A 24,631-nucleotide genomic window follows, 5' to 3' on the forward strand; every position below is an offset into this window, starting at 1 on the left:
TTCGTGCGCGTGCACGAGGACGCGCGATGCGTGTGACGCATCGCAACGTAGCCAACGGAATCAGGAAAGCAGGACGGGAGGGGCGCGCGGCTGGGCTGCCCTGAGCGGTTCGACGAGCCGCACGCTCTCGAAGCGTGTCACGCGTGGCAGCAGCAACGCTTCGACGACTTGCGCGAAAAGCACGGGCGGCGTGGTCACCGCCGGCATGTGGGCGAACAGGCTGCAATAGCCGCATGCGTCGGACGCATCGTGCATGGGCGCATGCGATGTCTGCGCATGATCGTGCTGCATCGACGGCATCGACGGCATCGACGGCATCGCGCAATGCATGGCGCTTTGGCCGCCATCGCTGCGCGGTGTGTCGAGCAAATGAGAAACGACAGGCGCGAGCGTGACCATCAGGATTGCAAGCAATCCGAGAAAGCTACCAAACATCCTGAGCAGGCGGCTTCTCATCGGTCTGTCGTATGAGTCGGGTGCGTCGGATTATGACACGGCTGCAAGGGCCTACAGGGTGACCGGTTGGGCGTTGGAGATCTGCGCTAAAGGTCGGTAGCCTCGACGCATCCTCGCAACACTGCGATTCAAAAGCGAAAGTCCTCACTGGTACGGACAGTGCGTTGTGATCGCGCAGCTTTCCTTTTTCATGTATCGCTCTCGCCTCTGCACGACGATATTCCCGAACGATCCCCGCTCCTTGACCGCGACGCGAATCGCCAAGCGCGCTAGAAGCGCTCCAGCATGCCGATCTGCACGCCGCGCACCGGCGCGCCTGCATACGAAGGCGTGAGACCGACGACGTTCACGCCGCGCAGTGTGAAGGTCGCTTCGCCGTGGTTGCGCAACCAGCCCGCGCTCGCATACAAGAGCAGCGTCTTCGACATGTCGTATTCGCACGCGGCGCCGAATTGATCGGCGTCGTTGTCGCCGCCCGATCGATCGCGCAGATACGTATAGCCGAGCGATGCGCGAAAGCGCGCGCTCAGCGCATAGCGCGCCGATATCGATGCGCCGTCGCTGTGATAGCGCGGCGTGCCGCCATCGCCATTGAAGAACGATAGGTAGCCCGTCACCGGTCCATAGACGTAGGACACGCCGCCGAGGTTCGCGCGCAAGGCGCCGTCGCCGTGCGTCTGCTGATGCGCATACGACACGCGCAGCGGGCCCCGGTGATAGTCGAAGGTTTCGATCGCACCCGCGAGTCCGTTGCCGTCGGTCGTGCCGTCGCGCAGCGGGAACATCAGCGTGGTCGAGAAGCCGTGGAAGTCCGGCGACAGATACGTGATCGCATTGCTTTCATACGGCGTGATCTTCGAGAGATTGTCGAGACCCGATGCAATGGTGCCCGCGCCGAACGCATCCAGCCCGCCCTTGAAGGGAATGTAGATCGGCGAATATTGCCGGCCCGCGCGCACGGTGCCCCATGCGCCGTCTACGCCGATCCACGCCTGGCGATTGAAGAGGGTATCGGCGACCGCCAGCGTGCCATCGGCCGAACTGAAGCCGCTTTCGAGGTCGAACAACAGGCGATTGCCGCCGCCGATGTCTTCCGCGCCGCGCATGCCCCAGCGCGATCCGCGATACGCGCCCGAATCCATGCGCGCGACCCAGCCCGCGCCGGGATTGGTGACTTCGATGCTCGTGTCGAGCGTGCCGTAGAGCGTGACGCTGCTCTGCGCATCGGCGCACATGGCATGCAGCGCCAGCGCGGCGCAAAACACCGGCGCGAGGGAGTTGAAAGCGAAGCGCAAGTCTGGGTCTCTTGGTGGGCGTTCGGACTCGCGCATTCCAGGCAAGCGCGCCGGGGATGACCAGTCAGGCGATCGGCGAGCCGTCCTTGTGGACGAAGCGGCCATCGGCGTTGGCGCTCATCATGTCGACATCGGAACAGGTCGTCAAATCTTCGTGGACGCGCGCGCCGACTTCGAGATACACCGCGAAGCGCGACGAGCGGTTGATCATGTGATGACCGTTGCCCGTGCCCTTCGGGAACGCCGCGCAATCGCCCGCGCGCAACAGCGTCTCGCCTTCGTCTTCCACCAGCACGAGTTCGCCGTCGAGCACGTAGACGAACTCGTCCTCGTGCGAATGCCAGTGACGCTGGCTCGACCATTTTCCGGGCGGCAGATGCATGAGATTGACGCCGAAACCGGTCAGGCCGCCGGCATCGCCTAAGCGCTGGCGGATACGGCCGAAGCAGACGGCATCGAACGGTGCCGGATACCCCGAGCCTTCGTGTTGCGGCACGTTCGCGACATCGATCCTGGGCATGGCGAAGCCTCGCGGAGTTTCACGATGAATCGGGCGCACGGTGCGTGACGCGCTCTATGCACCTCTGAGTTGCGCGAGCGAGGCGCGCTGCCGGCCTTGCGAATCGAAGTTGTCGTCGGCGAGCCAGCGCTCGAAGGCCTGCCTGATGCGCGGCCAGTCCTGATCGATGATCGCGTACCACGCGGTATCGCGATTACGTCCCTTGTAGACGATCGCCTGCCGGAAGATGCCTTCGAACTCGAAGCCGAGCCGTTGCGCGGTCTTGCGCGAAGGCGCGTTGAGGCTGTCGCACTTCCATTCGTAACGGCGATACTTCAGATCGTCGAAGACGTAACGCATCAGCAGATACTGCGCTTCGGTCGAGATGCGCGTCTGCTTGAGAGACGGCGAGAAGGTCACGCTGCCTACTTCGACCACGCCATGCACGGGTTCGATGCGCATCAGCGCAAAAGTGCCGACCGCCTTGTCGTTCGCGCGATCGATGACCGCATAGTGCAGCGGATCGGCGGATGCCGCCGCCTGCGCGAGATAGCGGTCGAAGGACTCGCGATCCGCGAACGGCTCGGCGAACAGATAGGTCCAGTCGCGGCCATCGGCGGCCTGACCGTATGCGTCGTACAGACCCGCTGCGTGACGTGCGGCATCGAGCGGTTCGATGCGGCAATGCGCCCCGTCGATGACGATGCGCGCGGGCCGCTCGCGTGGCGTCCATCCGTCCACCGGCTCGCCGATGCCTTGCCCGAATCCGTTGGTTCTCGTCATGTCGTGCTGGTTCCTGTCGTGGTTTGCGGATGGCACTCGCCACGATACATCAATCGGCTTGCGTGCATGCGCCGGGAGCGCCGCCTCAGAGCATGACCACATGCAGATGATGCGGATCGGCCATCATATCCGCCACGCGCCTCAGCGCTTCGCGGCAATCGTCGCGATCCTGAGGCCCGCCAAGACACAGGCGCAACGCATTCGGCGGATTCCCATCCGTGGAAAACGCGGCCCCCGCCACCGCGCCGATGCCTTGATTGCGCAACTGCAGAGCCAGTTCCGGCGCGCTCCAGTCACACATCGGCGGCACGGGCAGCCAGAGGTGAAACCCGTGCGGGTCCGCGTCGAACGGGAAGCGCTGAAGCTCCGCCGACGCGATCGCCTGCCTCGCCGATGCCTCGTCGCGAATCGCTTCGAGCACGTCCGATGCCGTGCCGTCGTTGACCCATTGCGTGGCGAGCAGGACCGTGAAGGGACTCGGCATGACCGTGGTTGCACGCAGTGCTCCCGCGATGCGCTGGGTCTGCCTCGACGTCGGCGCCTTCAGATACGCGACCCGCAGTCCCGCGCCGAGCGTCTTCGACAAACCGGTCACGTGATACGTCAGTTCCGGTGCGAGTTCGGCGAGCGTGACGGGCGCATCGGAAGGCAGCATGCCGTAAGGCTCGTCTTCGATGATCGGCACGTTATATCGCAAGGCCACATCCGCAAGCGCTTCGCGCCGCTGCCGCGTCAACGTCAGCGTGCTCGGGTTCTGCAAGGTCGGATTGCAGTAGAACGCGCCCGGACGCTCCGTCTTGCACAACGCCTCGAACGCATGCGGCAGCGGTCCTTCGTCGTCGCGCGGCAAGGCTTGCAAGCGCACGCCCAGTTGCGATGCAATCGCCTTGATGCCGGGATAGGCGAGTGAATCGAGGCAAACGATTTCGCCCGGCCGCGCAAGCTGCGAGACGAGTGCAACGAGCGCCCCGTGAATGCCGGGACAGACGAGCACGGTATCGGCATCGCAATCCGGAACGCGCTTGCGAAGCCACTCGCGTGCGGCCGCGCGATCCGTCGCGGTGCCGCCGAAATCCTGATAGCGCAGCAACTGAAACGGATCGGCACGCTCCATCAGATGCGCCGCCGACGCGCGCAGTCGCGCCGCCAGCGCCAACGGTTCCGGCGGCATGTTCATCGTCATTTCGACGCTGCCGCCTCCCGCGAGCGGCAACGTCTGCGTCCTGCCGCGAACGAAGGTGCCGCTGCCCGCGCGCGCATCGAGCAGGCCGCGTTTGCGCGCTTCCGCATACGCGCGCGCGACGGTCGTGTAGTTCAGGCTCAGCAGGTCGGCGAGATCGCGCAAACCAGGCAGCCGGTCACGCGGGCGCAATCGCCCGCTCGCGAGGTCTTCTTCGATCAGATCGGGAATTGTCAGATAAGCGGGCTTTCTGCTCTCTTCGAGCTTTCTGATCCAGTGATGCGCCGGCTGATTCATGACCGCGATGTCCTGGGCGATGGTTCGATTCACCTTAGCATGCCAAATGAATCGAAAGAAAAGAGATCGCATGCGCCGATCGACATTGATTGCATTGATCGCATGGATGCACAGCCTCGGTGTGCCGCGCACCACGCACAGGTTTTTCTGCGCTGAAAGCGTGCGCACATAACGCGTGCGTGGCTTTCGCGCATCGCGACGAAAGCCCTTCTGGAAGGGTCCAAACGATATTTTTTCGCGTCGCGCATGCAAGTTCGTTTTGCTTGATCGCAAAGTGATTGCATTTCGCGGGCCAATCATTGGCATATCCGTTGCGTTTGAGCGTTCGCCGTCGCGATGAAGCGAGACGGTATCGACCTGAACCTCAAACCGGAGAATGCCATGCCCGCAGTCAGTCAACCGCTTCACAAGAACGGCGATTATCTGGTCGACTACGAAGAGAAGGTTTTCGAAGACGTGAAGGCCGAACCCGGCGAGAAAGCGCTCGTCACGTTTCATACGGTCGCGTTCGAAGGCTCGATCGGCTTCGTGAATCTGCTGCAAGCCACGCGCCTGCAACGCAAGGGCTTCGATACCTCCGTGCTGCTCTACGGCCCCGGCGTGACGCTCGGCCTGCAACGCGGCTTCCCCACGCTCGGCGACGAAGCGTTCCCGGGCCATCTCAACTTCAACAAGCAACTGCAGAAGTTCATGGCCGAAGGCGGCAAGGTGTACGCATGCCGCTTCGCGTTGCAGGCGCTTTACGGTCACGGTGAGGCATCGCTCATCGAAGGCATCCGGCCGATCAACCCGCTCGACGTGCTCGATCTCCAGTTGCTCCATCGCAAGGAGAACGCGCTCGTCATCCATACGTGGACCGTCTGACGATCATGTCCGATGCCCTTTCGACCAAGCGCATCGTGCGCGCGGCGGCCGTGCAGATCGCGCCGGACTTCGAGCGCCCGGGCGGCACGCTCGACCGCGTATGCACGGCCATCGACGAAGCCGGCAAGCAGGGCGTGCAGCTCATCGTGTTCCCCGAAACCTTCGTGCCGTATTACCCGTACTTCTCGTTCGTGCGCGCGCCGGTGGCATCGGGCGCCGACCACATGAAACTGTACGAGCAGGCCGTCGTGGTGCCGGGTCCGGTCACGCAGGCGGTCGCGGAACATGCGCGGCTCGCGAACATGGTCGTCGTGCTCGGCGTGAACGAGCGCGATCACGGCAGCCTGTACAACACCCAGCTCGTCTTCGATACCGACGGCAAGCTGCTGCTCAAGCGCCGCAAGATCACGCCGACGTTTCACGAACGCATGATCTGGGGACAAGGCGATGCAGCGGGTTTGAAGGTGGTCGAGACGGGTATCGGCCGCGTGGGCGCGCTCGCGTGCTGGGAGCACTACAACCCGCTCGCGCGCTATGCATTGATGACGCAGCACGAAGAGATCCATTGCAGCCAGTTTCCCGGCTCGCTCGTCGGTCCGATATTCGCGGAGCAGATCGAAGTCACGATCCGTCATCACGCGCTCGAATCGGGCTGCTTCGTCGTCAACGCGACGGGCTGGCTGACCGATGCGCAGATCGAAGCCGTCACGCCCGACCCGAACCTCCAGCGCGCGCTGCGCGGCGGCTGCAACACGGCGATCGTTTCGCCCGAAGGCCAGCATCTCGCCGAGCCGTTGCGCGAAGGCGAGGGCATGGTGATCGCCGATCTGGACATGTCGCTCATCACGAAGCGCAAACGCATGATGGATTCGGTCGGTCACTACGCGCGGCCCGAGTTGCTGAGCCTCGCGATCAACGATCGCCCGGCATCGCCCGTCACTTCTTTCAAGGACAGCTACGACGATGAACGCCCGCGAGAACGTGCCGGCATCGAGCCGGCAATTGATGACTGAGCTTCAGTCGACGGGCCTGCGGCTCGTCGATCCGCGCGCGGGCGTGTCGAGCCGGCGCGGCGGCGCGGGACCGTCGGATCACAAAGCGGTGACCGTGGACGGCGTGACCATCATGGTGCCCGTGCATACGAGCACCGCATGGGACTCGCCGTTCGTCGCCGGGCAGCCGGATGCGAACGGCACCAGCGCGCTGACGCGCAACGCGATTCCCGTCGCCAGCATCCGCTTTCCGAAGGCGCCGCGCTTCTATGGCATGCAGACGCTCGACGGCGTGCCGTACTCGCACATCGCGACGCTGCACAGCGCCGACGTGCTCGCGACGACCGTGCTGCAAACCTGCATCCGCTACGAAAGCCGCCGCAAGTCGTGCAAGTTCTGCGCGATCGGGCAATCGCTCGCGGCGGGGCGCACGATCGCACGCAAGACGCCGGAGCAGCTCGCGGAAGTGGCGCGCGCGGCCGTATTGCTCGACGGCGTGAAGCATATGGTGCTGACGACGGGCACGCCGCCCACGCCGGATCGCGGCGCGCAGATTCTTTGTGAAAGCGCGTTCGCGATCAAGGCCGCGGTCGATCTGCCGATCCAGGCGCAATGCGAGCCGCCCGACGACGACCGCTGGTTCGAGCGCATGAAGACGAGCGGCATCGATACGCTCGGCATGCATCTCGAAGCGGTCACGCCCGCTGTGCGCGAACGCATCATGCCCGGCAAGGCGACCGTGCCGGTGTCGCGCTACATGGCGGCATTCGAGGCGGCAGTCGCGGTGTTCGGACGCGCGCAGGTCAGCACGTACATTCTCGCCGGACTGGGCGACAGCGCGCGGGCCATCGTGGATACGGCGCGCGAGCTGATCGCGATCGGCGTGTATCCGTTCGTCGTGCCGTTCGTGCCGATCAGCGGCACGCCGCTCGAGGATCATCCCGCGCCGACGCCCGACTTCATGCGCTCCGTGCTCGCGCCCATCGGAAAGATGCTCGCCGATGCAGGCATGCGTTCCGCCGATATCAAGGCGGGCTGCGGCAAGTGCGGCGCGTGTTCGTCGCTTTCATCGTACGAGGGGTGACCATGTTCGTCGAAGCCATCGAAGGCGATGCGCTGGATCTCGACTACACGCCGGTCGAGTATCGCGTCAAATGGGCGACGCTGCCATGGGAAGCGGACGAAGCGTACAAGCTGCGCCGCGCGGTGTTCTGCATCGAGCAGGGCGTGTTCGTCGGCGACGATCGCGACGAGACCGACGAGCGCGCGCAACTGCTGGTCGCGCTGAGTTGCGTCGCGGGCATGCCGGACCAGATCGTCGGCACGGTGCGCATTCACGAGACCGAGCCGCGCGTGTGGCTCGGCTCGCGGCTCGCGGTGCACGCGGCGTTCCGCTCGCATGGAAGGATCGGCTCGACGCTCATCCGTCTCGCGGTATCGAGCGCGCATGCACTCGGCTGCGAAACGTTTCTCGCGCACGTGCAGGCTCAGAACGTTCCGCTCTTCAGGCACCTGCGCTGGGACACGCTGCGGGAGGAAATGCTCTTCGGCCGCGCGCATCATCTGATGCAGGCGCAACTCGATGCTTATCCGCCCTGTGTCACGCCGCAGAGCGGCTTCGTCGCGCTGGCGCGGAGGCTGCCGTGAATGCGCTGACCGGCCTCGTCGAACGCTTGCGCGAGAGTCGCGGCTTTCACCACAAGCGCGATATCTCGCATGTGCTCTCGCGTCTGCCTTCGGCGGCGCAATCGGTTGCCATCGGCGACGACTGTGCCGCGATTCCCGATGGCGACGGTTATCTGCTCTTCGCAATCGAAGGCATGGTCAGCGACTTCGTTCGCGCGATGCCGTGGTTCGCCGGCTACAGCGGCGTGATGGTGAACGTGAGCGACATCTACGCGATGGGCGGGCGTCCGCTCGCCGTGGTCGATGCGTTGTGGAGCGGCAATGCCGAAGACGCGGGCGAAGTGCTCGCGGGCATGACGGCGGCATCGCTGGCGTATGGCGTGCCGGTCGTCGGCGGACACAGCAACGTGCGCAGCGACGGCGCGCAACTCGCGGTGGCTATCGTCGGACGGGCGCGCAAGCTCCTGACGAGCTTCGATGCGCGTCCCGGCGACGCGCTCGTGATGGCCGTCGATCTGCGCGGCAGATTCGAGGAGCCGTATCCGTTCTGGAATGCGTCGGTCGGAGCGCCCGCAGGCCGCGCTCGCGCCGATTTCGAACTGTTGCCCGCGCTCGCGGAAGACGGCCTGTGCGATGCCGCGAAGGACATCAGCATGGCGGGCGCGCTCGGCACCGCGTTGATGCTGCTCGAATGCTCGAACGCGGGCGCGCGCATCGATCTCGATGCCTTGCCGTGTCCCGCGAATGTCGATATCGAACGCTGGCTCACGGCGTTTCCGAGCTTCGGCTTCGTGCTGTCCGTGCGCGAGGAACACGTCGGCGAAGTGCTCGCGCGCTTCGCATCGCGCGAGATTTCGGGGGCCGTGATCGGCGAGGTGAATGCATCGCGTGAAGTCGTCGTGACGCGCGGCGGCGAGGCCGCATTGCTGTGGAATCTGCGCGAGGAGCCGTTCATATGCGCGCGATGAACAGACTGCGCATCGCGTTGCTGACGCATTCCGTGAATCCGCGCGGCGGCGTCGTGCATACGCTGGAACTCGGGCGCGCGTTGCATGAGTTCGGTCACGACGTCACGGTGTTCGCGCCGGCGCGCATCGGAGAGACGATGTTTCGCGCGTCTTCATGTCGCGTCGTGCTCGCGCGGGTCGAAGGGGACGAGCGAAGCACGGTTCGCATGGTCGAGCAACGTATCGGCGCATTGAAGCGCGCGCTGCTGGACGAAGACGCGAGCCGTTTCGATGTGCTGCATGCGCAGGACAGCATCGGCGGGAATGCGCTCGCGGAGCTGAGAGAAGAGGGCGCGATTCGCGGCTTCGTGCGCACCGTTCATCATCTCGATCACTTCGATGACGCGCAACTCGCGCACTGGCAGCGTCGCGCATGGGAGGACGCAGATCGCGTGCTCTGCGTGAGCGAAGCGTGGACGCGAACGATGCGCTCGACATATGGCGTCGAGGCTCGAACGGTCGCGAACGGCATCGACAGGACGCGCTTTGGCGCTTGCGCGGACATCGGCAAAGACGCGCTTCGCGAATGCTTCGGCGTCGGCGCGGGACCGGTCGTGCTCGCGGCAGGCGGCATCGAGGAACGCAAGAACACTTTGATGCTGCTCGAAGCGTTCGCTTCGCTGCGCACGCGATATCCGGCCGCGCAACTCGTGCTGGCAGGCGGCGCGAGCCTGCTCGATCACGATGCCTACACGCGCCGCTTCCTCGCCCGCGCCGCCGAACTGAAACTCGACGTCAGCGGCAAAGGCACGCCGGTCATCGTGACCGGCACGCTGCCCGATGCCTCGATGCCCGCGCTTTTCCGCCTCGCCGATGTCGTCTCCATGATCTCGCTTCGCGAAGGCTTCGGTCTCGTCGTGCTCGAAGCGCTCGCGAGCGAACGTCCCGTCGTGGTGTCGCGCATCGCGCCATTCACCGAGTATCTCGACGAGCGCACGTGCGTCTTCACCGATCCCGACGACGCCATGTGTATCGCCGCCGCGCTGGGCAAGGCGATCGACGGCGACAGCGGCATCGACTTCTTTGATGCGGTGCCTGCGCTGTTGCGGCGCTTCACATGGCAATCGAGCGCCGCGCGTCATCTCGACATCTACGGCGAGTGGATCGTCCGCGCTCCGCTTGCGCTCAACCCATGACCGAGGCACGAACATGCCAGTGATGCATTTCCTGATTCGTTGGCCGGACGGCGTGGAGGCGAACTGCTATTCGCCTTCGACGGTCGTCGGCGAATACTTCGCGGCGGGCAAGAGCTATTCCGTCGACGAATTCGTGGCACGTTCGCGCGAGGCATTGAACATCGGCTCGGAACGCGTGCGCGAGAAGTATGGCTTCGCGTGCTCGGCTGCGCTCGATCAGCTTGCACGCATCGAAGAGGATGCGAGCCGTTTCAGCGAAGCGCACGGCGCGCGCGTGACCGTGCTCGCGCTCGATTGACGATCTTGTGGAAGGGGAAGCGAAATGTCCAACATGGATTCGACTCAGGCCGCGCCGGTGCATTACAGCGTGATCGTCGTCGGCGGCGGGCAGGCCGGGCTGTCGGTCAGCCACTTCTTGCAGCAGGCGAACATCGGCCATCTCGTGCTGGAGAAGCACACGGTCACGCATACGTGGCGCACGCAGCGCTGGGACACATTCTGTCTCGTGACGCCCAACTGGCAATGCGCGTTGCCCGGACACGCCTATGACGGTGCGGACCCGCACGGCTTCATGAAGAAGGACGAGATCATCGAATATCTCGATGCGTTCATCGCGAAGGTGAATGCGCCGGTGCTCGAAGGCGCCGCCGCGACGCGCGTGACTCGCGACGCGAATGGACGCTATGTCGTGAAGAGTACGCGCGGCGAGTTCACGGCGGACCAGATCGTGGTCGCGTCGGGCGGCTATCACACGCCGATCGTGCCGCGCATGGCCGAGCGCTTGCCGCAGAGCATCGAGCAGGTGCAGTCGTCGGCGTATCGCAACGCGGATGCGCTGCCGCCGGGCGCGGTGCTCGTGGTCGGATCGGGCCAGTCGGGCGCGCAGATCGCGGAGGACTTGCATTTGTCGGGCCGCAAGGTGCATCTCGCGGTGGGCGAGGCGCCGCGTTGCGCGCGCTTCTATCGCGGCCGCGATGTGGTCGACTGGCTCGCGGACATGCGCTATTACGACATGCCCGTGACCGATCATCCGCTGCGCGAAGGCGTGCGCGACAACACCAATCACTACGTCACGGGCCGCGACGGCGGACGCGACATCGATCTGCGCCGCTTCGCGCTCGAGGGCATGGAACTGTTCGGGCGGCTGGAAGACTATCGCGACGGCAAGCTGCGCTTCGCGGCGAATCTGCGCGCGAATCTCGACGATGCCGACGATACCTATAACCGCATCAACGCGAGCATCGACGGATTCATAGCGAAACACGGTATCGATGCGCCGTCCGCCGCGCGTTACGCGCCGCTCTGGCAACCGCAGAGCGAGCGCGTGGAACTCGACCTGCAGGCGAGCGGCATTACGTCGATCGTGTGGTGCATCGGCTTCACGCCGGACTTCGGCTGGCTCGACGCGCCGGTATTCAACGGACGCGGGTATCCGTCGCATGTGCGCGGCGTGACGGCGGTGCCGGGGCTCTATTTCGTCGGCTTGCCGTGGCTGCACACCTGGGGTTCGGGGCGCTTCTCGGGCATTGCGCGCGATGCCAATTACATCGTCGATGCGATCAGTGCGGAGCGCGCGAGCGCGACGGATCGCGTGTCTACCGCGTGTGCGTGAGCTTGTTGTCAATCGAACTTCGCGGGGCTGTCGGAGAATCGGCGCGCATCTGCCACTAAATGTGTATTCTCTCGAAGACGTTCCTCGAGAGGAGCACCCGTGAAATACCCCCTGATTCTGGGCTTCGGTATTGTCGCCGTGGACGTGATCGTGTGGCGTGGGAGACTGCCCGCGAACGACCTGGCGCGGCTCTTCATACGGCTCGGCCTCTTCTTTGCGTTGAGCTGGGTGCTTTTTTCGTTCGGGTTGAGTCCTTTCACGCAGGCGCCTTACGCCGACGTGGTCGAATTGCACTGGCTCGGGCAAATCCTCGAAATCATCTGGTGGTTGATGGGTGCGCGTTTGCTCACCCTGTCGCTCGACACGCTGCTGCTTCCGCGTGCCTGGAGAAAGCAGCGTCTGTTCTCGGACGTGTTCGGCGCCGTGGTCTTTCTCGCTGCGGCAGTGGCGGCGCTCGGGTTCGTGCTCGAACTGCCCGTGCGTGGACTCGTCGCGACGTCGGGCGCGCTCGCCATCGTGCTGGGTCTCGCTATCCAGAGCACGCTCAGCGACGTTTTCGCCGGCATCGTCATCAACACGACGGAGCCGTACGCGATAGGCGACTGGGTGACGATCGATGACGTCGAGGGCAAGGTCGTCGAGATGAACTGGCGCGCGACGCATTTGCTGACCGGGCAGGGCAATTTGCTTATCGTGCCGAACGCTGTCGCGGCGAAGGCGAAGATTACCAACAGCAACAGGCCGGGCGACGTCCACGGGCTATCGCTCGTTCTGGAGATCGAACCCGAGGCGCGGCCGAAGACCGTGCTGGACGCCCTGGGGCGCGCGCTCACGGGCTGCAACGGCATCCTCGCGACGCCGGCTCCCTACGCGCGCATGAAGCGCACGACCGTGAACTCCGTGCAGTATGAAGTGGTTGCCTTCGTCGACGACATGAACAAAAAGCTCGCGATATCCAACGAGCTCTTTGATCTCAGTTACCGCCATCTCGCTGCTGCAGGCGTCGCGTTACGCACGCTCGGCGTACCCGCTCCGGCCACGGGCGTATTGAATGAGAAAGAAGCGCTTTTAAAGCGAGTGAGTTTGTTCGACAGCCTGACAAGCGAAGAAATCACCCGGCTGGCGAAACATCTTTTCCGGCGCGAGTACAACGCGAATCAGCAGATTCTGGCGCCTGACACCGTGCCGGACAATCTGTCCATCGTGCGCTCCGGCGTGCTGTCGGTCTCCATCATCGAAGCGAAGGACAGCCGCGAAATCGCGCGCATTGGACCAGGAGAAGCGTTCGGGGAAGCGGGGCTGCTCGCCGGGCTCGCGATGCATGTGTCCATCTCGACGCTCACACCGTCGGTCCTGTTTCAGCTCGGCAAGGACGACATGACTTCGTTCCTCAAGGACCATCCTGAAGTCGCGAAGCAGATGTGTCAGTTGCTCGCGTATCGGCAAGACAAGCTCGGTGAACTTGCGACACCAATTCCTGTCGATCACGAGAAAGGTCACTCGCTGTTTCAATGGCTGGTCGGGAAAGTTTGGAACCTGCATGCGCTGCACGATGAGTCTAAAGGCGGTTGAGCGGCAGCGGGATGAAGTCGCGTCATCGGTGCAGAGAGATGATTGCAGCCCGATACGGCACCCAAGCCGGCCGTGAACCGACATTCAGTGACGTTCGTGCGAAGAGTCTCCTTCGTCCCGGTCTCACGCTTTCGGCTGATTCGAAGGCATTAGAAGCGATGCCTCAAGCCAACGGCCGCCTCGAGTTGATTGGTCGTGGAAGACGGGGCGGTGACGCCGTTAATCCATGCCACGCCCAATGGCGAAGTGCCGCTGGGGCTCGACCGTTGCCACGCGCCCTGAATGTACACGTCGGTGCGCTGGGAGAAGCGGTAATCGGCCATCGCACTGACCTGATTCCAATGTGGAAGCCCGCCGCCGCCGTTTCCGCCGGCGCGCGAATAGGTGTACGCGCCCGAAAGCTCGACCGCCGGCGTCAGCGCATAACGAATGTTTCCTTCGAAGTTCTGGAAAGTTCCACTCAGCCCGGTTTGAAAGAATTGAGAGAGTTTGGTGTGCGAGTACACGAAGCCTGCGACGGCTGGACCGAAGGTGTAGTTCACACCGGCGCCAAAGGTCTTCTGAGTGCTGGCCAGCACGCCCAAGGGCACGCCCGTCGGCGCCAGCGCGCCTTGCAGGGACGCGCCGGTCGTATCGGTGACTGCGCCGTTCGCATTCAGCTGTGCCGGCGTGCGCGCGGAACTGCTGAGCGCGAGGTAACCCGCACCGAAGTTCCACGCCCCCAACACATACGACATGCCGAAGCTATACGCGCGATTGTTCGCGAATCCGCCCGCCTGATTGGAGAAGCCGTACAGCCCGCCGACCCTGAAACCCGCAATGTTCGGGCTCAGATACTTCACCGCGTTGTTGATCTGAAACGAATCGTTCAGATTGTCGTTGTCTAGCGGATGCGCGAAGTGCGTGCCGCCGAACTCCGTACCCGTCAATGCAAGCGGCGCGACAAAATCGACCATGCTGTCGGTTTGGCGGCCGAGCGTGACCGTGCCGTAATCGCGGCTCGATAGACCGACATACGCCAGGCGATTGAAGATGCGATTGTTCGACGTGTACTGCCCGTTGTTCAGATTGAAGCCGCTTTCCAGGGTGAAGACGGCCTTTACGCCCGCGCCGAGGTCTTCAGCCCCGCGCAAACCCCAGCGGCTGTACTGGACTGCGCCGCTCGTCATCTCCCAGTTGCTGTGCCCGCCGCCAGTCCCGCTGATTTGGCTGTTCGTGTAGGTCAGACCCGCATCGATTAGCCCGTAGAGCGTGACACTGCTTTGCGCATGCGCTGCTCCGCTGACGGTGATGATCGTTGCCGCACCCATCTTAAGCATCTTGTTCATTTGCCTGCTCCAGCAGCCAAGACCGGGAGATACATTCTCTGGGAACGCTTTCTACACGGACCTCGATGGCTTCCCGGCGCGTAGCCGTGCGAGTCATCGATACGAAAAGGCGCGATGTGCTTTCACTCACTTTATGCGACCACAGTCAGATCTGCCAACTTAAAAATGGCTCTGCGATCGTCAACGTCAGGATTCCGTTTTTGAACAACACGCACGCATGTAATGTCTGCGCGTCCGGCTCGGCGGCAACGGAGCGTTTACTGTTTTTATTCTGGACATAACTTGCATGTGCCTAATTCGCAAGGAGATGATCTGGATTTATCTCCGTGCATTCTCGCGGCTGTACGATGAGACTTGGTTCGGGTTTCGTGATGCGTCGTCGATATCGGCTTTGACTTTCGTCGTCTGTCGCGACTACCACGCTCTCTACCCAAGAGCACTCTCTATCGGAATGACGCGACAATCGCATTCGCCAAGCGACACACCCCGCCGACGCTCCCGCAACCAGCACGCGAAGTCGCGCGGCGCGAGCGGCCGCGAGAACAGAAATCCTTGATACAGATGACAGCCGTGCGTATCGAGAAAGTCGCGCTGCGCACGCGTCTCCACGCCTTCGGCTGTCACGGTCAGCTTCAGAATCCTGCCGATGTGAATCAGCGTTTGCGCCAGCGATTCCGCCTTCTCGTCGCTGCCGATACTCTGCACGAAGCTCTTGTCGATTTTCAGTTCCTTCACCGCGAACCGGTGCAGATAACTCAGCGACGAGTAGCCCGTGCCGAAATCATCGATAGAGAGCGCGATGCCGAGCGCATGAATCGCATCGAGCGACTTGCGGATGTCGTCAGCCGATTCGTCGAACAGAACGCGCTCGGTCAATTCGAGCGTGAGGTCGGCTGCGACCAGACCGTGAGACTGGAGCACATCGGTGAGAAAACTCGGGTAATCCGGACGCTTGAAATCAGCGGCGCAGACATTCACCGAGATGTTCGGAACATCGAGGCCGTCGGCTCGCCACTCGGCAAGCTGCCTGCACGCCTCGACCATCACCCACGCATCCATCTCGGAGATCAGGCCGCTTTCCTCCGCGATGGCGATGAACCGATCCGGCGCAACGCTGTTCTGCCCGTCGTTGTTCCATCGCACGAGCGCTTCGACGCCACAGAGCGCACCTGCGGCATCGACCTTCGGCTGGTAAGCCACGCTCAATGCGTTGCCTCGCAATGCCCGCTGCAGCGCTATTTCCAGTTCGAGCTGCTCCCTCGCCTCGCGCTCGTACTCCGGCGCATAGAAGCGCACCTGGTTGCGTCCCGCGCTCTTGGCCTGATACATCGCCAGGTCCGCGTTGCGAAGCAGGATGTCGGTTTCTTCGCCGTCGTGCGGAGAGAGCGCAATGCCTATGCTCGCGCTGATCGTGATGCGGGTGTCCTGCTTCGAGTCGATGACGATGGGTTGATACACGGCGTGCAGAATGCGGCCCGCGATCTGTTTGGCTTTCAGCACGTCGCAATCGGCTAGGACAACGAGAAACTCGTCTCCGCCAAGACGTCCGATTACATCGCCAATTTGCAGCAGGCGTTGCAGGCGTCGTGCGATTTCGGTCAGAACCTCGTCGCCGGCGGCGTGACCCTGCGTGTCGTTCACGCGCTTGAAGCGGTCCAGATCGATGAACAACACCGCGAGCGTCGAGCCGTTGCGATTGGCGTCGCCCAGAATCCGCAGCGCTTCCTTGTGCAGCTTCGCCCGGTTGGGCACGCCCGTGAGCGAATCGAACCAGGCGAGTCGCTGCAAGCGGCGCTCCATCGTCAGTCTCTTGCTCAGTTGCCTGCTGAACATGAGCGACAACAGGATGAAGAGCGCATTGAGAATGGCGCTGACGACGCCAATGGCAATGGCTCGCTTGTGCCATCCCGCATAGATATCGTCCGTCGAAAAGCCCACGACGACGATGATCGGATAGCCGCCGATCCGCCTGAAGGCATAGAGCCGTTCGATGTGATCCAGCACGGCCATGCCGATATAAATGCCGTTGTCGGATTGCACGAGAGGCGGGAACGCGCGGCCGCCCGCGAGCGACTGGCCGATGTCCGACTCATGAAACGGTTGCCGCATGAGCACGGTTCCGTCAGTCCGGAGCAGGGTAATGGTGTCGTGCCGGCCGAGTATCGAATCTTCCAAAAGCTGCCTGAAATAACTGAGCCGCAACGTCCCCGCGACGATGCCCGCGAATTCGCCGTTCTTGTCTTCGAGCCGCCGGCTCAGTGCGATCCGCGGCGATGCGTGCTCGGGCACGTAAGGCAGAAAAGGCGCGCTGATGTAGAGACCGGCGTTCTTCTGCCGCTCATGAATCTGAAAGTAATCGCGGTCTTTCACACTGACCTTGCGCGGCTCGATCGAACGTGAATCGAGCACGAGGTTGCCGGCGGCGTCCGTCGCAAACAGCACGCCCAGTTCCTTTGCATCGCGCAGCGATCCGAACGCCACGCGCTGACGGACTCTCGGAGGAAGCTGCGCGATGTTGGCCGTCTGGACGCTCGCCGCGACGTCGCGCATGGCGAGCTGGTAGACGTCGAGGTTGTGCTCGATTTCCTTCTGCAGCGAAATGACCAGGTTCTGCGCGGCATCGCGCGCCTGCGCCATGGCATCGAGCCTCATTTCGTAGAGCGAGAAGACCGTGACGCCCGTAGTCGCGAGCGTGATTCCGATGCCGGCGTAGATGAACAGCGCCGGCTTGGCAAGAAGCGAACTGATGATTCGAAACATGGTTTTTCGGAATGCACGCGAAAGCCGCGTGTACGGTTCACAGGTGGCTGAGCGCCCCGGCACGCTCAGCCGACATCGACGGCAAGCTGGTTCGTCCGGCCGCGCTCCTTCGCGGCGTACATTGCCCGGTCCGCCGTGTTCACCAGATCGAACGCGCGGTCGCCGGGCTGAAGCACCGCCACGCCGAGACTGGCGCTCACGCTGTAGTCGGCGCCGTGCACATCGAAGGGCGCTTCGAGCGCGGACGTCATGCTAGCGCCAATCCGTGACGCCGCTTCGCGCGCGCGATCGTCTTCCACGATGACGAGAAACTCGTCGCCGCCCAGCCGCCCGATTTGCGCACGGCCTCGCGTCGCATCGGTCAGACGCCGCGCGATCTCGCCGAGGATGACATCGCCGAGCTGATGCCCGAAGGTATCGTTCAGTTCCTTGAAGCGGTCGAGATCCACGAAGATGACGGCAACGCGCCCGGCAGAATGCGGTCTCGCAATGGCCGCGTCGAGCCGGTCCATGATCCGGCCGCGATTCGGCAGGCCCGTGAGCCGGTCGGTGTGCGCGAGTCGCCGCAACGCTTCCCGTCCATTGACCAGCTTGACGATGAGTGCCGTGATCCACATCGACAACCCGACGAGAATCACGGAGATGACGGCCGCCATCGTCACGTAGACGTTGCGCATCCGGGTGTAGTCGTCGAGCGCTTCCAACACTGACAGGCCGGCTACCACCGTCAAGCCATACTGTCCGATCACGCGGGTCGCGACGATGCGTTCGACGTGGTCGATCGGGTCGATGGCTTGCTCGCTGTCCGTGCGCGCACCGATGTAGCCGTTCGGCAATGCATCGCCGGTGCGGCTGGGCGCATCGCCCGCGCGGCGCGACAGCATGAAGCCACGGTTCGACAGCACCGCGATCATGCCGCGTTGCCCGAGCGCCGTGCGCGTATAGAAGCCGTCGGTGAGCCACGCCGGATCCTCCGACACGACCACGACGCCGCCGAAGCTGCCGTCCGGGCGCGTGATGCGCCGCGTCGCCTGTATCGACACTTGGCGCGAGATTCGGCCGAGGACCGGCGGGCTCAGATAAAGCCCGACATCCGCGCGTTCGCGATGCACGCGAAAGTGGCTGCGGTCGCTCAGGTCGACGTCGCCGGAAAACGGCAGGGTCGATACGATCACGTGCCCGTCCGCGCCCGCGATCGTCACCTGCAACGCGGTGTCGGCCGTGACGAGTCCGTAGGCCTGATACTTCTTGAGGTCGAACGTGGCGGGCGACGTCTCGTACCCGTACTTCACGAACAGGGCGATCTCGTCGACGTCGTGGATCGTTTTCAGCGTGTGCGTTTCCAGCGCCCTTGCTTCTATTCGCGCCGCGACGTGCGCGTCGTGAATCGCGGCGGCTTTCTCTGCACGCAACCTGTCCAGGATCGTCACCCACAGCACGGCAAGGATCAGCGCGGTCAGCATGGGCAGCAGGATGAGCGCGCGATACGGCGCGCCGCTCCGGGCGGAGACGAATCGCCCGAGGCTCCTGGAAATTGTCTGCAATCTGCTCACGTCCGATTCCGATTCCTGTGCGAGCTTCAGCAATTGCTGGCTGACGCTGCTGGCACTTCAACGCATCCTCAATGGAAGGTCGGGTCTCCCCGCGCTTCGCTGCATCGTTATAACGGCAGCATCGCATCAAAGTTGATGGTCATTTTCTGGACAGCCGTGCCGCGCCGGGCGCAGCGCTGCAAGGAATTCTGAAGTCTTCTTTGGACGCGTGCGGTCGAGCGGAATCGGCACGCAGCAGGAGAGCGCGATTGATTTGCGTTTAGACGGGGAACAACGACGATAAGACACGCGCGGAGCGTTGAGAAGCCGTCTCGCTGATGCGGTGAAAACGGCTGAATCGTCAGAGTGGGATGTGCGGACAACAATGACAAGGGATCTGGCCTCCCGGCACAGATCCCAAGCCGCTACGCCTCAACTAGCGACCGTAGGCGAAGCATTGAGCGCCTGCCGCTTGCCCAAGAGCGCAAGCACGGCGCCGAGAATCAGCGCACCGGAGACGCAGTAAATGCCGGCGTTCGTGCTGTGCGTGACGTCCTTCAGCCAGCCGATGATCGATGCACTCGCGAATCCCGCGAGATTGCCGATCGAATTGATCATGCCGATCGCCGCAGCCGCCGAGCCTCCGGCGAGGATCGCGCTGGGATAGGTCCAGAAGACCGGCATGGTGGCAAGCATGCCGGCCGTGCCGACGGTGAGCGCGAGCATCGCAACGGCAACGTTGGTGTTCGCCTGCGTGCTCACGAAAAGCCCGATGCCCGCAAGCGCCGCAGGAATGGCGAAGTGCCAGCGGCGCTCGCCCGTGCGGTCCGAACTGCGCGCGACGAACAACATGCTCGCAACGGCGCATGCATAAGGAATGGCCGTGAGCAGGCCGACTTCGAGCGCGCTCTGCACGCCGGTCGCCTTGACGAGCGTTGGCAGATAGAAGCTGATGCCGTAGAGGCCCATCATGCAGCAGAAGTAGATGATCGCCATCTTCCAGATGCGCAGATCCGAAAACACGGTGCTCACAGCGTGATGGTTCTTTCCTGCATCGTCGCGCTGGATGTTCGCTTCGAGCAGGCGCTTTTCTTCTTCGGTCAGCCATGTGGCCGCCGCGATGCTGTCCGGCAGGCAGATCAACGTGACGACGCCGAGCAGAGCCGACGGGATCGCTTCGAGCACGAACAGCCATTGCCAGTTCGACCAGCCGCCCACGCCCTGAAACGCGGACATGATCCAGCCCGACAGCGGCCCGCCGACAACGCCGGCCACCGGAATGCCGATCATGAAAAGCGCGTTCATGCGCGAGCGCCGCACGGCGGGGAACCAGTACGTGAGATACAGCACGATGCCCGGAAAGAAGCCCGCTTCGGCCACGCCGAGCAGAAAACGCATGACGTAGAACATCGTGGGCGTCTTCACGAAAAGCGACGCCGCCGAAATAACGGCCCATGTGATCATGATTCTCGCGATCCACAGCCGCGCGCCCACGCGATGCATGATGATATTGCTTGGGACTTCGAACAAAAAATAGCCGATGAAAAAGATACCCGCACCGAGGCCATATACGGTGTCGCTGAACCCGAGGTCGCTGAGCATTTGCAGCTTCGCGAAGCCGACGTTCACGCGGTCGAGATACGCCGCGACATAGCACAGGAACAGAAAGGGCAGAAGCCGCCATGCGGCTTTCGAATAAGCGCGGTCTTCGAGCGCCGCGCGGTCGCTCGCGGTTTTCTCAGGACGTCCGTTGTGTGTCATTGTCTCCAGTCTCTCGCTAGGGTGGTCATTAAGGTGATCCGGCGTTCACGCGATGGCCTCGTCGACGATCTCGATCCAGTGACGTACCGCCGTCCGGCCCGCACCGCCGAGATGGGTCTGACATCCGATGTTCGCGGTCGCGATGACATCGGGCTTGCCGCTTTCGAGCGCATCGAGCTTGTTGTCGCGAAGCTGGCGCGAAAGCTCGGGTTGCGTGAATGCATACGTCCCCGCCGATCCGCAGCACAGATGCGCGTCGGGCACGCCCGTGAGCGTGAATCCGAGCCGCGTCAGCAAGCCTTCGATGGACCCGCCGAGTTTCTGCGCATGCTGAAGCGTGCAAGGGCAGTGGAACGCGACGCGCTTGTCCGGTTTGACCGAAAGACTTTCGATAGGCAGGCGCGCGAGCGCTTCGCCGATGTCGCACGCCAGCTCGCTCACGCGACGCGCCTTCTCCGCATAGGCAGGATCGTCGCGCAGCAAATGGCCATATTCCTTGACGAACGCGCCGCAGCCGCTCGCGGTCTGAATGATGCCTTCCGCGCCGGCCGCGATCTTCGGCCACCATGCGTCGATGTTGCGCCGCGCGCGATCGAGCCCCGCGTTCTGCGCATCGAGGTGATAGTCGACGGCGCCGCAGCAACCCGCCTCCGACACCGCTTCGATGCTCACGCCCAGACGATCGAGCACGCGCGCGGTCGCCGCATTGGTGTTCGGCGAAAGCGCGCGCTGCGCGCAGCCTTCGAGCATCAGCATGCGGCGCGTGTGACGCACCGGCGGGCGCGTTCCCTCGCTGATGACGTTATGCGGAATCTTGTCGGCGATGGTCGAAGGCAGCGCACCGCGCAAAAGCCGACCCGCCTTGAGCATGGCGCCGAACATGCGCGGGCGCGGAATGACCTTGCGCAGCCCGCTACGCATCACGCGTTGCGCCAGCGGTCGCTCGACGCTCCGGTCCAGCATGTCGCGGCCGATATCGAGCAACGAGTGATACTTCACGCCCGACGGACACGTCGTTTCGCAATTGCGGCAGGTGAGACAGCGATCGAGATGGAGTTGCGTCTTGTCGCTGACGGGCTCGCCTTCGAGCATCTGCTTGATGAGATAGATGCGTCCGCGCGGGCCGTCCAGTTCGTTGCCGAGCAGTTGGTACGTCGGACACGTCGCGTTGCAGAAGCCGCAATGCACACACGTGCGAAGAATGTCCTCCGCTTCTTTCGCGCGCGGCAGTGAGAGAGCCTGATTGCTGAGATTCGTTTGCATGGTGTGAAGTCTCCGGCGCTCGATATTCAATAGTCCGCGTACATCCGGCCCGGATTGAAGATGCCGTGCGGATCGAGGCGCGCTTTCAATTGCCGATGCAGTTGCATCAGCGGCGAAGGAATCGGATGGAACGGTTCGACGCCGCTGTGCGGAGTGAAGCAGGTGGCATGACCGCCGGCCGCGCTTGCGATTGCGCGGATGTCGGTTGCGCTCGCATCGCTCTTGAGCCAGCGTTGCGCGCCGGCCCAGTCGAGCAGCACGGCGCCCGGCAGTTCGGCGAGCGGCGTCGCGTTGGGCAACGACAGACGCCAGAGCGGGCGGGGATCGTCGAAGAAAGCGAGCCGTTGATCGCGCAGGTCGTCCCAGAAGCGCGCATCGAGTTCCTTTCCGCCGATGCGATCGACGGCGGATCGCACCAGTCCCGTGCCGCCTTCGAGGCGCACATGCAGCGCACCGTCGATGAAGCACGCGCCGCTCAAGGGCAGCGCCGCGCGCCGCCACGCCGACAGTTCCTGCATCGCGTCGCTTGCTTCCATCGCGATAGCCAGGCTCGCGGATGCACGCGGCTTCGGCAGCACCTTCAACGAGACTTCCGTGACGAGCCCGAGACAGCCGAAGCTGCCGCTGATGAGCCGCGAAACGTCGAAGCCCGCGACGTTCTTCATCACCTGACCGCCGAAACGCAGATGCTTGCCTTCGCCCGTCACGACGCGGCATCCCAGCACGAAGTCGCGCACGGAGCCGGACCACGGGCGACGCGGCCCGGAGAGACCTGCGGCGACCGCGCCGCCTACCGTCGCCTGGCCGCCATAAGTCGGCGGTTCGCAGGGCAGCATCTGATCGGCGTCGTCGAGTGCGGCGTTGAGTTCGGCGAGCGGCGTTCCCGCGCGCGCGGTAATCACGAGTTCGCTCGGGTCGTAGCTGACGATGCCGCGGTGCGAACGCGTGTCGATTTCTCGCGAGCGCGGCGCGGCCGGACGTCCGAGGAACGCCTTGCTCGACGCGCCGCGAATGAAGAGCGGCTCTTTCGACGCAATCGCGGCCTGCACTTCTTCGACGAGACGCGCGCTATCGTCGTGGGAGATGGAATCGCGCCGCATCAGAAACGCTCCAGTTCGGGGAAGGGCAGTGCGCCGTGATGAACGTGCATCGAGCCGAATTCGGCGCAGCGATGCAGCGTCGGCACGTTCTTGCCGGGATTGAGCAGGCCGGCGGGATCGAATGCCGCCTTGACCGCGTGGAAGAAGGTCAATTCGTCGGCGTTGAACTGCGCGCACATTTGATTGATCTTCTCGCGCCCCACGCCGTGCTCGCCCGTGATGCTGCCGCCCACTTCGACGCACAGTTCCAGAATGCGTGCGCCGATGGCTTCGGCGCGTTCGGTTTCGCCGGGCGCGTTCGCATCGAACAGAATCAGCGGATGCATGTTGCCGTCGCCCGCATGGAAGACGTTCGCCACGCGTAGACCGTATTCTTGCGACAGCGCTGCGATGCCGCGCAGCACGCGCGACAATTCGCGGCGCGGAATCGTGCCGTCCATGCAGTAGTAGTCCGGCGAAATGCGGCCCACCGCCGGGAACGCGTTCTTGCGGCCCGCCCAGAATCGCTGGCGTTCTGCTTCGTTCGCGGCGAGGCGGATGTCGGTCGCGCCCGCAGCCCGCAGCAGCGCTTCGACGCGCTCGCAGTCTTCCTGCACGTCCGACTCCGCGCCGTCCACTTCGCACAGCAGGAGCGCTTCGGCATCGACCGGATAGCCCGCGTGGATAAAGTCCTCGGCGGCGCGGATGGCAAGGTTGTCCATCATTTCGAGGCCGCCCGGAATCACGCCCGCGCCGATGATCTGCGCGACGGCGTCGCCTGCGCGCTCCACGTCGTCGAAACTCGCGAGCAGCACCTTGGCGCTCTGCGGCTTCGCGAGCAGCTTGACCGTGACTTCGACGACCACGCCGAGCATGCCTTCCGATCCGGTGATGAGCGCGAGCAGATCGAATCCCGGCGAATCGAGCGCTTCGGAGCCGAGCGTCACGCGTTCACCGTCGATCGTCACGATGTCCACCTTCAGGATGTTGTGGACCGTGAGCCCGTACTTGAGGCAGTGCACGCCGCCTGCGTTTTCCGCGACATTGCCGCCGATCGAGCATGCGATTTGCGACGATGGATCGGGCGCGTAATAAAGGCCGTGCGGCGCCGCTGCCTGCGAGATCGCGAGATTGCGCACGCCGGGCTGCACCCGCGCGACGGACGCTTCCGGGTCGAGTTCGAGAATGCGGTTGAAGCGCGCCATCACGAGCAGAATGCCTTTTTCGAGCGGCAGCGCGCCGCCGGAAAGCCCCGTGCCCGCGCCGCGCGCCACGACCGGAATGCGATTCGCCGACGCATAGGCGAGCAGCGTCTGCACTTCATCGACCGTGCCGGGCAAGGCAACGAGCATCGGCGTGATGCGGTACGCGGACAGTCCGTCGCATTCGAAAGGACGGAGGTCTTCTTTTTCGTGCAAGAGCTGAAGACCGGGCGACAGCGATTGCAGCTCGCGGACGATCTTGGCTTTGTCCTGATCGACGAGTGGGCCGTCGATACGTTCATCGTAAGCGTAGGTCATGCGGTGTCTCCTTGCGGACAGCGTAGCGATCCCTGTCCAAGCGCATATTGGCGAAGATTCTTGCGGGTC

Annotated in this window: 20 protein-coding genes and 1 pseudogene; 9 read left to right on the forward strand and 12 right to left on the reverse strand. The window is 63.6% G+C overall.

Features of this window, described 5'->3' with window-relative positions:
- Positions 1 to 60 precede the first annotated feature (60 nt).
- The 5 genes and pseudogenes from NCR39_RS15670 to NCR39_RS15690 all read right to left on the reverse strand — a co-directional run bounded on the left by NCR39_RS15670 (position 61) and on the right by NCR39_RS15690 (position 4,510).
- Complete coding sequence (locus NCR39_RS15670) at positions 61 to 456, reverse strand: DUF2946 domain-containing protein (protein ID WP_250453013.1); 396 nt, start codon at positions 454 to 456, stop codon at positions 61 to 63.
- A 269-nt stretch (positions 457 to 725) separates the two neighbouring features.
- Positions 726 to 1,721 carry a porin gene (locus NCR39_RS15675; protein ID WP_350029686.1) on the reverse strand — a complete coding sequence of 332 codons (996 nt, stop codon included), beginning with the start codon at positions 1,719 to 1,721 and terminating at the stop codon, positions 726 to 728.
- Between the two features lie 94 nt (positions 1,722 to 1,815).
- Complete coding sequence (locus NCR39_RS15680) at positions 1,816 to 2,271, reverse strand: cupin domain-containing protein (RefSeq protein ID WP_250453014.1); 456 nt, start codon at positions 2,269 to 2,271, stop codon at positions 1,816 to 1,818.
- A 57-nt stretch (positions 2,272 to 2,328) separates the two neighbouring features.
- Positions 2,329 to 3,033: pseudogene (locus NCR39_RS15685) on the reverse strand (GNAT family N-acetyltransferase); the annotation flags it as partial.
- A gap of 85 nt (positions 3,034 to 3,118) precedes the next feature.
- Positions 3,119 to 4,510 carry an aminotransferase-like domain-containing protein gene (locus NCR39_RS15690; protein WP_250453642.1) on the reverse strand — a complete coding sequence of 464 codons (1,392 nt, stop codon included), beginning with the start codon at positions 4,508 to 4,510 and terminating at the stop codon, positions 3,119 to 3,121.
- A 381-nt stretch (positions 4,511 to 4,891) separates the two neighbouring features.
- On the opposite strand from NCR39_RS15690, the gene NCR39_RS15695 reads away from it, so the two are divergent.
- The 9 genes from NCR39_RS15695 (at position 4,892) to NCR39_RS15735 (ending at position 13,319) form a co-directional block, all read left to right on the forward strand.
- Complete coding sequence (locus NCR39_RS15695; protein ID WP_250453016.1) at positions 4,892 to 5,374, forward strand: MSMEG_0572/Sll0783 family nitrogen starvation response protein; 483 nt, start codon at positions 4,892 to 4,894, stop codon at positions 5,372 to 5,374.
- Between the two features lie 5 nt (positions 5,375 to 5,379).
- On the forward strand, positions 5,380 to 6,387 hold the full coding sequence (locus NCR39_RS15700) for a Nit6803 family nitrilase (RefSeq protein ID WP_250453017.1): 1,008 nt from the start codon (positions 5,380 to 5,382) through the stop codon (positions 6,385 to 6,387).
- Entirely contained in the window at positions 6,380 to 7,450 is a 1,071-nt protein-coding gene (locus tag NCR39_RS15705; RefSeq protein WP_250453643.1) for an MSMEG_0568 family radical SAM protein, read from the forward strand. Before NCR39_RS15700 ends, NCR39_RS15705 begins: the two co-directional genes overlap by 8 nt.
- 2 nt (positions 7,451 to 7,452) lie before the next feature.
- Positions 7,453 to 8,013, forward strand: coding sequence for an MSMEG_0567/Sll0786 family nitrogen starvation N-acetyltransferase (locus tag NCR39_RS15710; protein WP_250453018.1), 561 nt, complete (start codon positions 7,453 to 7,455; stop codon positions 8,011 to 8,013).
- A complete protein-coding gene (locus NCR39_RS15715; RefSeq protein ID WP_250453019.1) occupies positions 8,010 to 8,960 on the forward strand; it encodes a sll0787 family AIR synthase-like protein in 951 nt (316 codons plus the stop codon). Before NCR39_RS15710 ends, NCR39_RS15715 begins: the two co-directional genes overlap by 4 nt.
- Positions 8,948 to 10,135: an MSMEG_0565 family glycosyltransferase gene (locus NCR39_RS15720; RefSeq protein ID WP_502800224.1), complete on the forward strand. Its 1,188-nt coding sequence runs from the start codon at positions 8,948 to 8,950 to the stop codon at positions 10,133 to 10,135. Before NCR39_RS15715 ends, NCR39_RS15720 begins: the two co-directional genes overlap by 13 nt.
- A gap of 13 nt (positions 10,136 to 10,148) precedes the next feature.
- Positions 10,149 to 10,433 carry an MSMEG_0570 family nitrogen starvation response protein gene (locus tag NCR39_RS15725; RefSeq protein ID WP_250453020.1) on the forward strand — a complete coding sequence of 95 codons (285 nt, stop codon included), beginning with the start codon at positions 10,149 to 10,151 and terminating at the stop codon, positions 10,431 to 10,433.
- A 24-nt stretch (positions 10,434 to 10,457) separates the two neighbouring features.
- Positions 10,458 to 11,747, forward strand: a complete 1,290-nt coding sequence (locus NCR39_RS15730) for an MSMEG_0569 family flavin-dependent oxidoreductase (RefSeq protein ID WP_250453021.1) — start codon at positions 10,458 to 10,460, stop codon at positions 11,745 to 11,747.
- Between the two features lie 99 nt (positions 11,748 to 11,846).
- On the forward strand, positions 11,847 to 13,319 hold the full coding sequence (locus NCR39_RS15735; RefSeq protein WP_250453022.1) for a mechanosensitive ion channel domain-containing protein: 1,473 nt from the start codon (positions 11,847 to 11,849) through the stop codon (positions 13,317 to 13,319).
- Positions 13,320 to 13,468: 149 nt separating this feature from the next.
- Here NCR39_RS15735 and NCR39_RS15740 read toward each other — a convergent pair whose 3' ends face one another.
- The 7 genes from NCR39_RS15740 to glcD form a co-directional block, all read right to left on the reverse strand.
- Entirely contained in the window at positions 13,469 to 14,647 is a 1,179-nt protein-coding gene (locus NCR39_RS15740; protein WP_250453023.1) for a porin, read from the reverse strand.
- Positions 14,648 to 15,073: 426 nt separating this feature from the next.
- Complete coding sequence (locus NCR39_RS15745) at positions 15,074 to 17,407, reverse strand: putative bifunctional diguanylate cyclase/phosphodiesterase (protein WP_250453024.1); 2,334 nt, start codon at positions 17,405 to 17,407, stop codon at positions 15,074 to 15,076.
- A gap of 65 nt (positions 17,408 to 17,472) precedes the next feature.
- Positions 17,473 to 18,960 carry a diguanylate cyclase domain-containing protein gene (locus NCR39_RS15750; RefSeq protein ID WP_250453025.1) on the reverse strand — a complete coding sequence of 496 codons (1,488 nt, stop codon included), beginning with the start codon at positions 18,958 to 18,960 and terminating at the stop codon, positions 17,473 to 17,475.
- A 411-nt stretch (positions 18,961 to 19,371) separates the two neighbouring features.
- On the reverse strand, positions 19,372 to 20,700 hold the full coding sequence (locus tag NCR39_RS15755) for an MFS transporter (protein WP_250453026.1): 1,329 nt from the start codon (positions 20,698 to 20,700) through the stop codon (positions 19,372 to 19,374).
- A 45-nt stretch (positions 20,701 to 20,745) separates the two neighbouring features.
- A complete protein-coding gene (gene glcF / locus NCR39_RS15760; RefSeq protein ID WP_250453027.1) occupies positions 20,746 to 21,963 on the reverse strand; it encodes a glycolate oxidase subunit GlcF in 1,218 nt (405 codons plus the stop codon).
- A 26-nt stretch (positions 21,964 to 21,989) separates the two neighbouring features.
- Positions 21,990 to 23,063 carry a glycolate oxidase subunit GlcE gene (gene glcE / locus NCR39_RS15765; RefSeq protein ID WP_250453028.1) on the reverse strand — a complete coding sequence of 358 codons (1,074 nt, stop codon included), beginning with the start codon at positions 23,061 to 23,063 and terminating at the stop codon, positions 21,990 to 21,992.
- Entirely contained in the window at positions 23,063 to 24,562 is a 1,500-nt protein-coding gene (glcD, locus tag NCR39_RS15770) for a glycolate oxidase subunit GlcD (RefSeq protein ID WP_250453029.1), read from the reverse strand. Before glcD ends, glcE begins: the two co-directional genes overlap by 1 nt.
- Between the last annotated feature and the right edge of the window lie 69 nt (positions 24,563 to 24,631).

The sequence above is a fragment of the Caballeronia sp. ATUFL_M2_KS44 genome, assembly GCF_023630965.1.
Classification (GTDB): domain Bacteria; phylum Pseudomonadota; class Gammaproteobacteria; order Burkholderiales; family Burkholderiaceae; genus Caballeronia; species Caballeronia concitans.

Coding starts and splice junctions, on each gene's coding strand:
- NCR39_RS15730 (WP_250453021.1), top strand. CDS start 10,458: ATGTCCAACATGGATTCGACTCAGGCCGCGCCGGTGCATTACAGCGTG.
- NCR39_RS15720 (WP_502800224.1), top strand. CDS start 8,948: ATGCGCGCGATGAACAGACTGCGCATCGCGTTGCTGACGCATTCCGTG.
- NCR39_RS15680 (WP_250453014.1), bottom strand. CDS start 2,271: ATGCCCAGGATCGATGTCGCGAACGTGCCGCAACACGAAGGCTCGGGG.
- NCR39_RS15745 (WP_250453024.1), bottom strand. CDS start 17,407: ATGTTTCGAATCATCAGTTCGCTTCTTGCCAAGCCGGCGCTGTTCATC.
- NCR39_RS15695 (WP_250453016.1), top strand. CDS start 4,892: ATGCCCGCAGTCAGTCAACCGCTTCACAAGAACGGCGATTATCTGGTC.
- NCR39_RS15705 (WP_250453643.1), top strand. CDS start 6,380: ATGACTGAGCTTCAGTCGACGGGCCTGCGGCTCGTCGATCCGCGCGCG.
- NCR39_RS15740 (WP_250453023.1), bottom strand. CDS start 14,647: ATGAACAAGATGCTTAAGATGGGTGCGGCAACGATCATCACCGTCAGC.
- NCR39_RS15725 (WP_250453020.1), top strand. CDS start 10,149: ATGCCAGTGATGCATTTCCTGATTCGTTGGCCGGACGGCGTGGAGGCG.
- glcE (WP_250453028.1), bottom strand. CDS start 23,063: ATGCGGCGCGATTCCATCTCCCACGACGATAGCGCGCGTCTCGTCGAA.
- NCR39_RS15755 (WP_250453026.1), bottom strand. CDS start 20,700: ATGACACACAACGGACGTCCTGAGAAAACCGCGAGCGACCGCGCGGCG.
- NCR39_RS15670 (WP_250453013.1), bottom strand. CDS start 456: ATGAGAAGCCGCCTGCTCAGGATGTTTGGTAGCTTTCTCGGATTGCTT.
- NCR39_RS15710 (WP_250453018.1), top strand. CDS start 7,453: ATGTTCGTCGAAGCCATCGAAGGCGATGCGCTGGATCTCGACTACACG.
- NCR39_RS15700 (WP_250453017.1), top strand. CDS start 5,380: ATGTCCGATGCCCTTTCGACCAAGCGCATCGTGCGCGCGGCGGCCGTG.
- NCR39_RS15690 (WP_250453642.1), bottom strand. CDS start 4,510: ATGAATCAGCCGGCGCATCACTGGATCAGAAAGCTCGAAGAGAGCAGA.
- glcF (WP_250453027.1), bottom strand. CDS start 21,963: ATGCAAACGAATCTCAGCAATCAGGCTCTCTCACTGCCGCGCGCGAAA.
- glcD (WP_250453029.1), bottom strand. CDS start 24,562: ATGACCTACGCTTACGATGAACGTATCGACGGCCCACTCGTCGATCAG.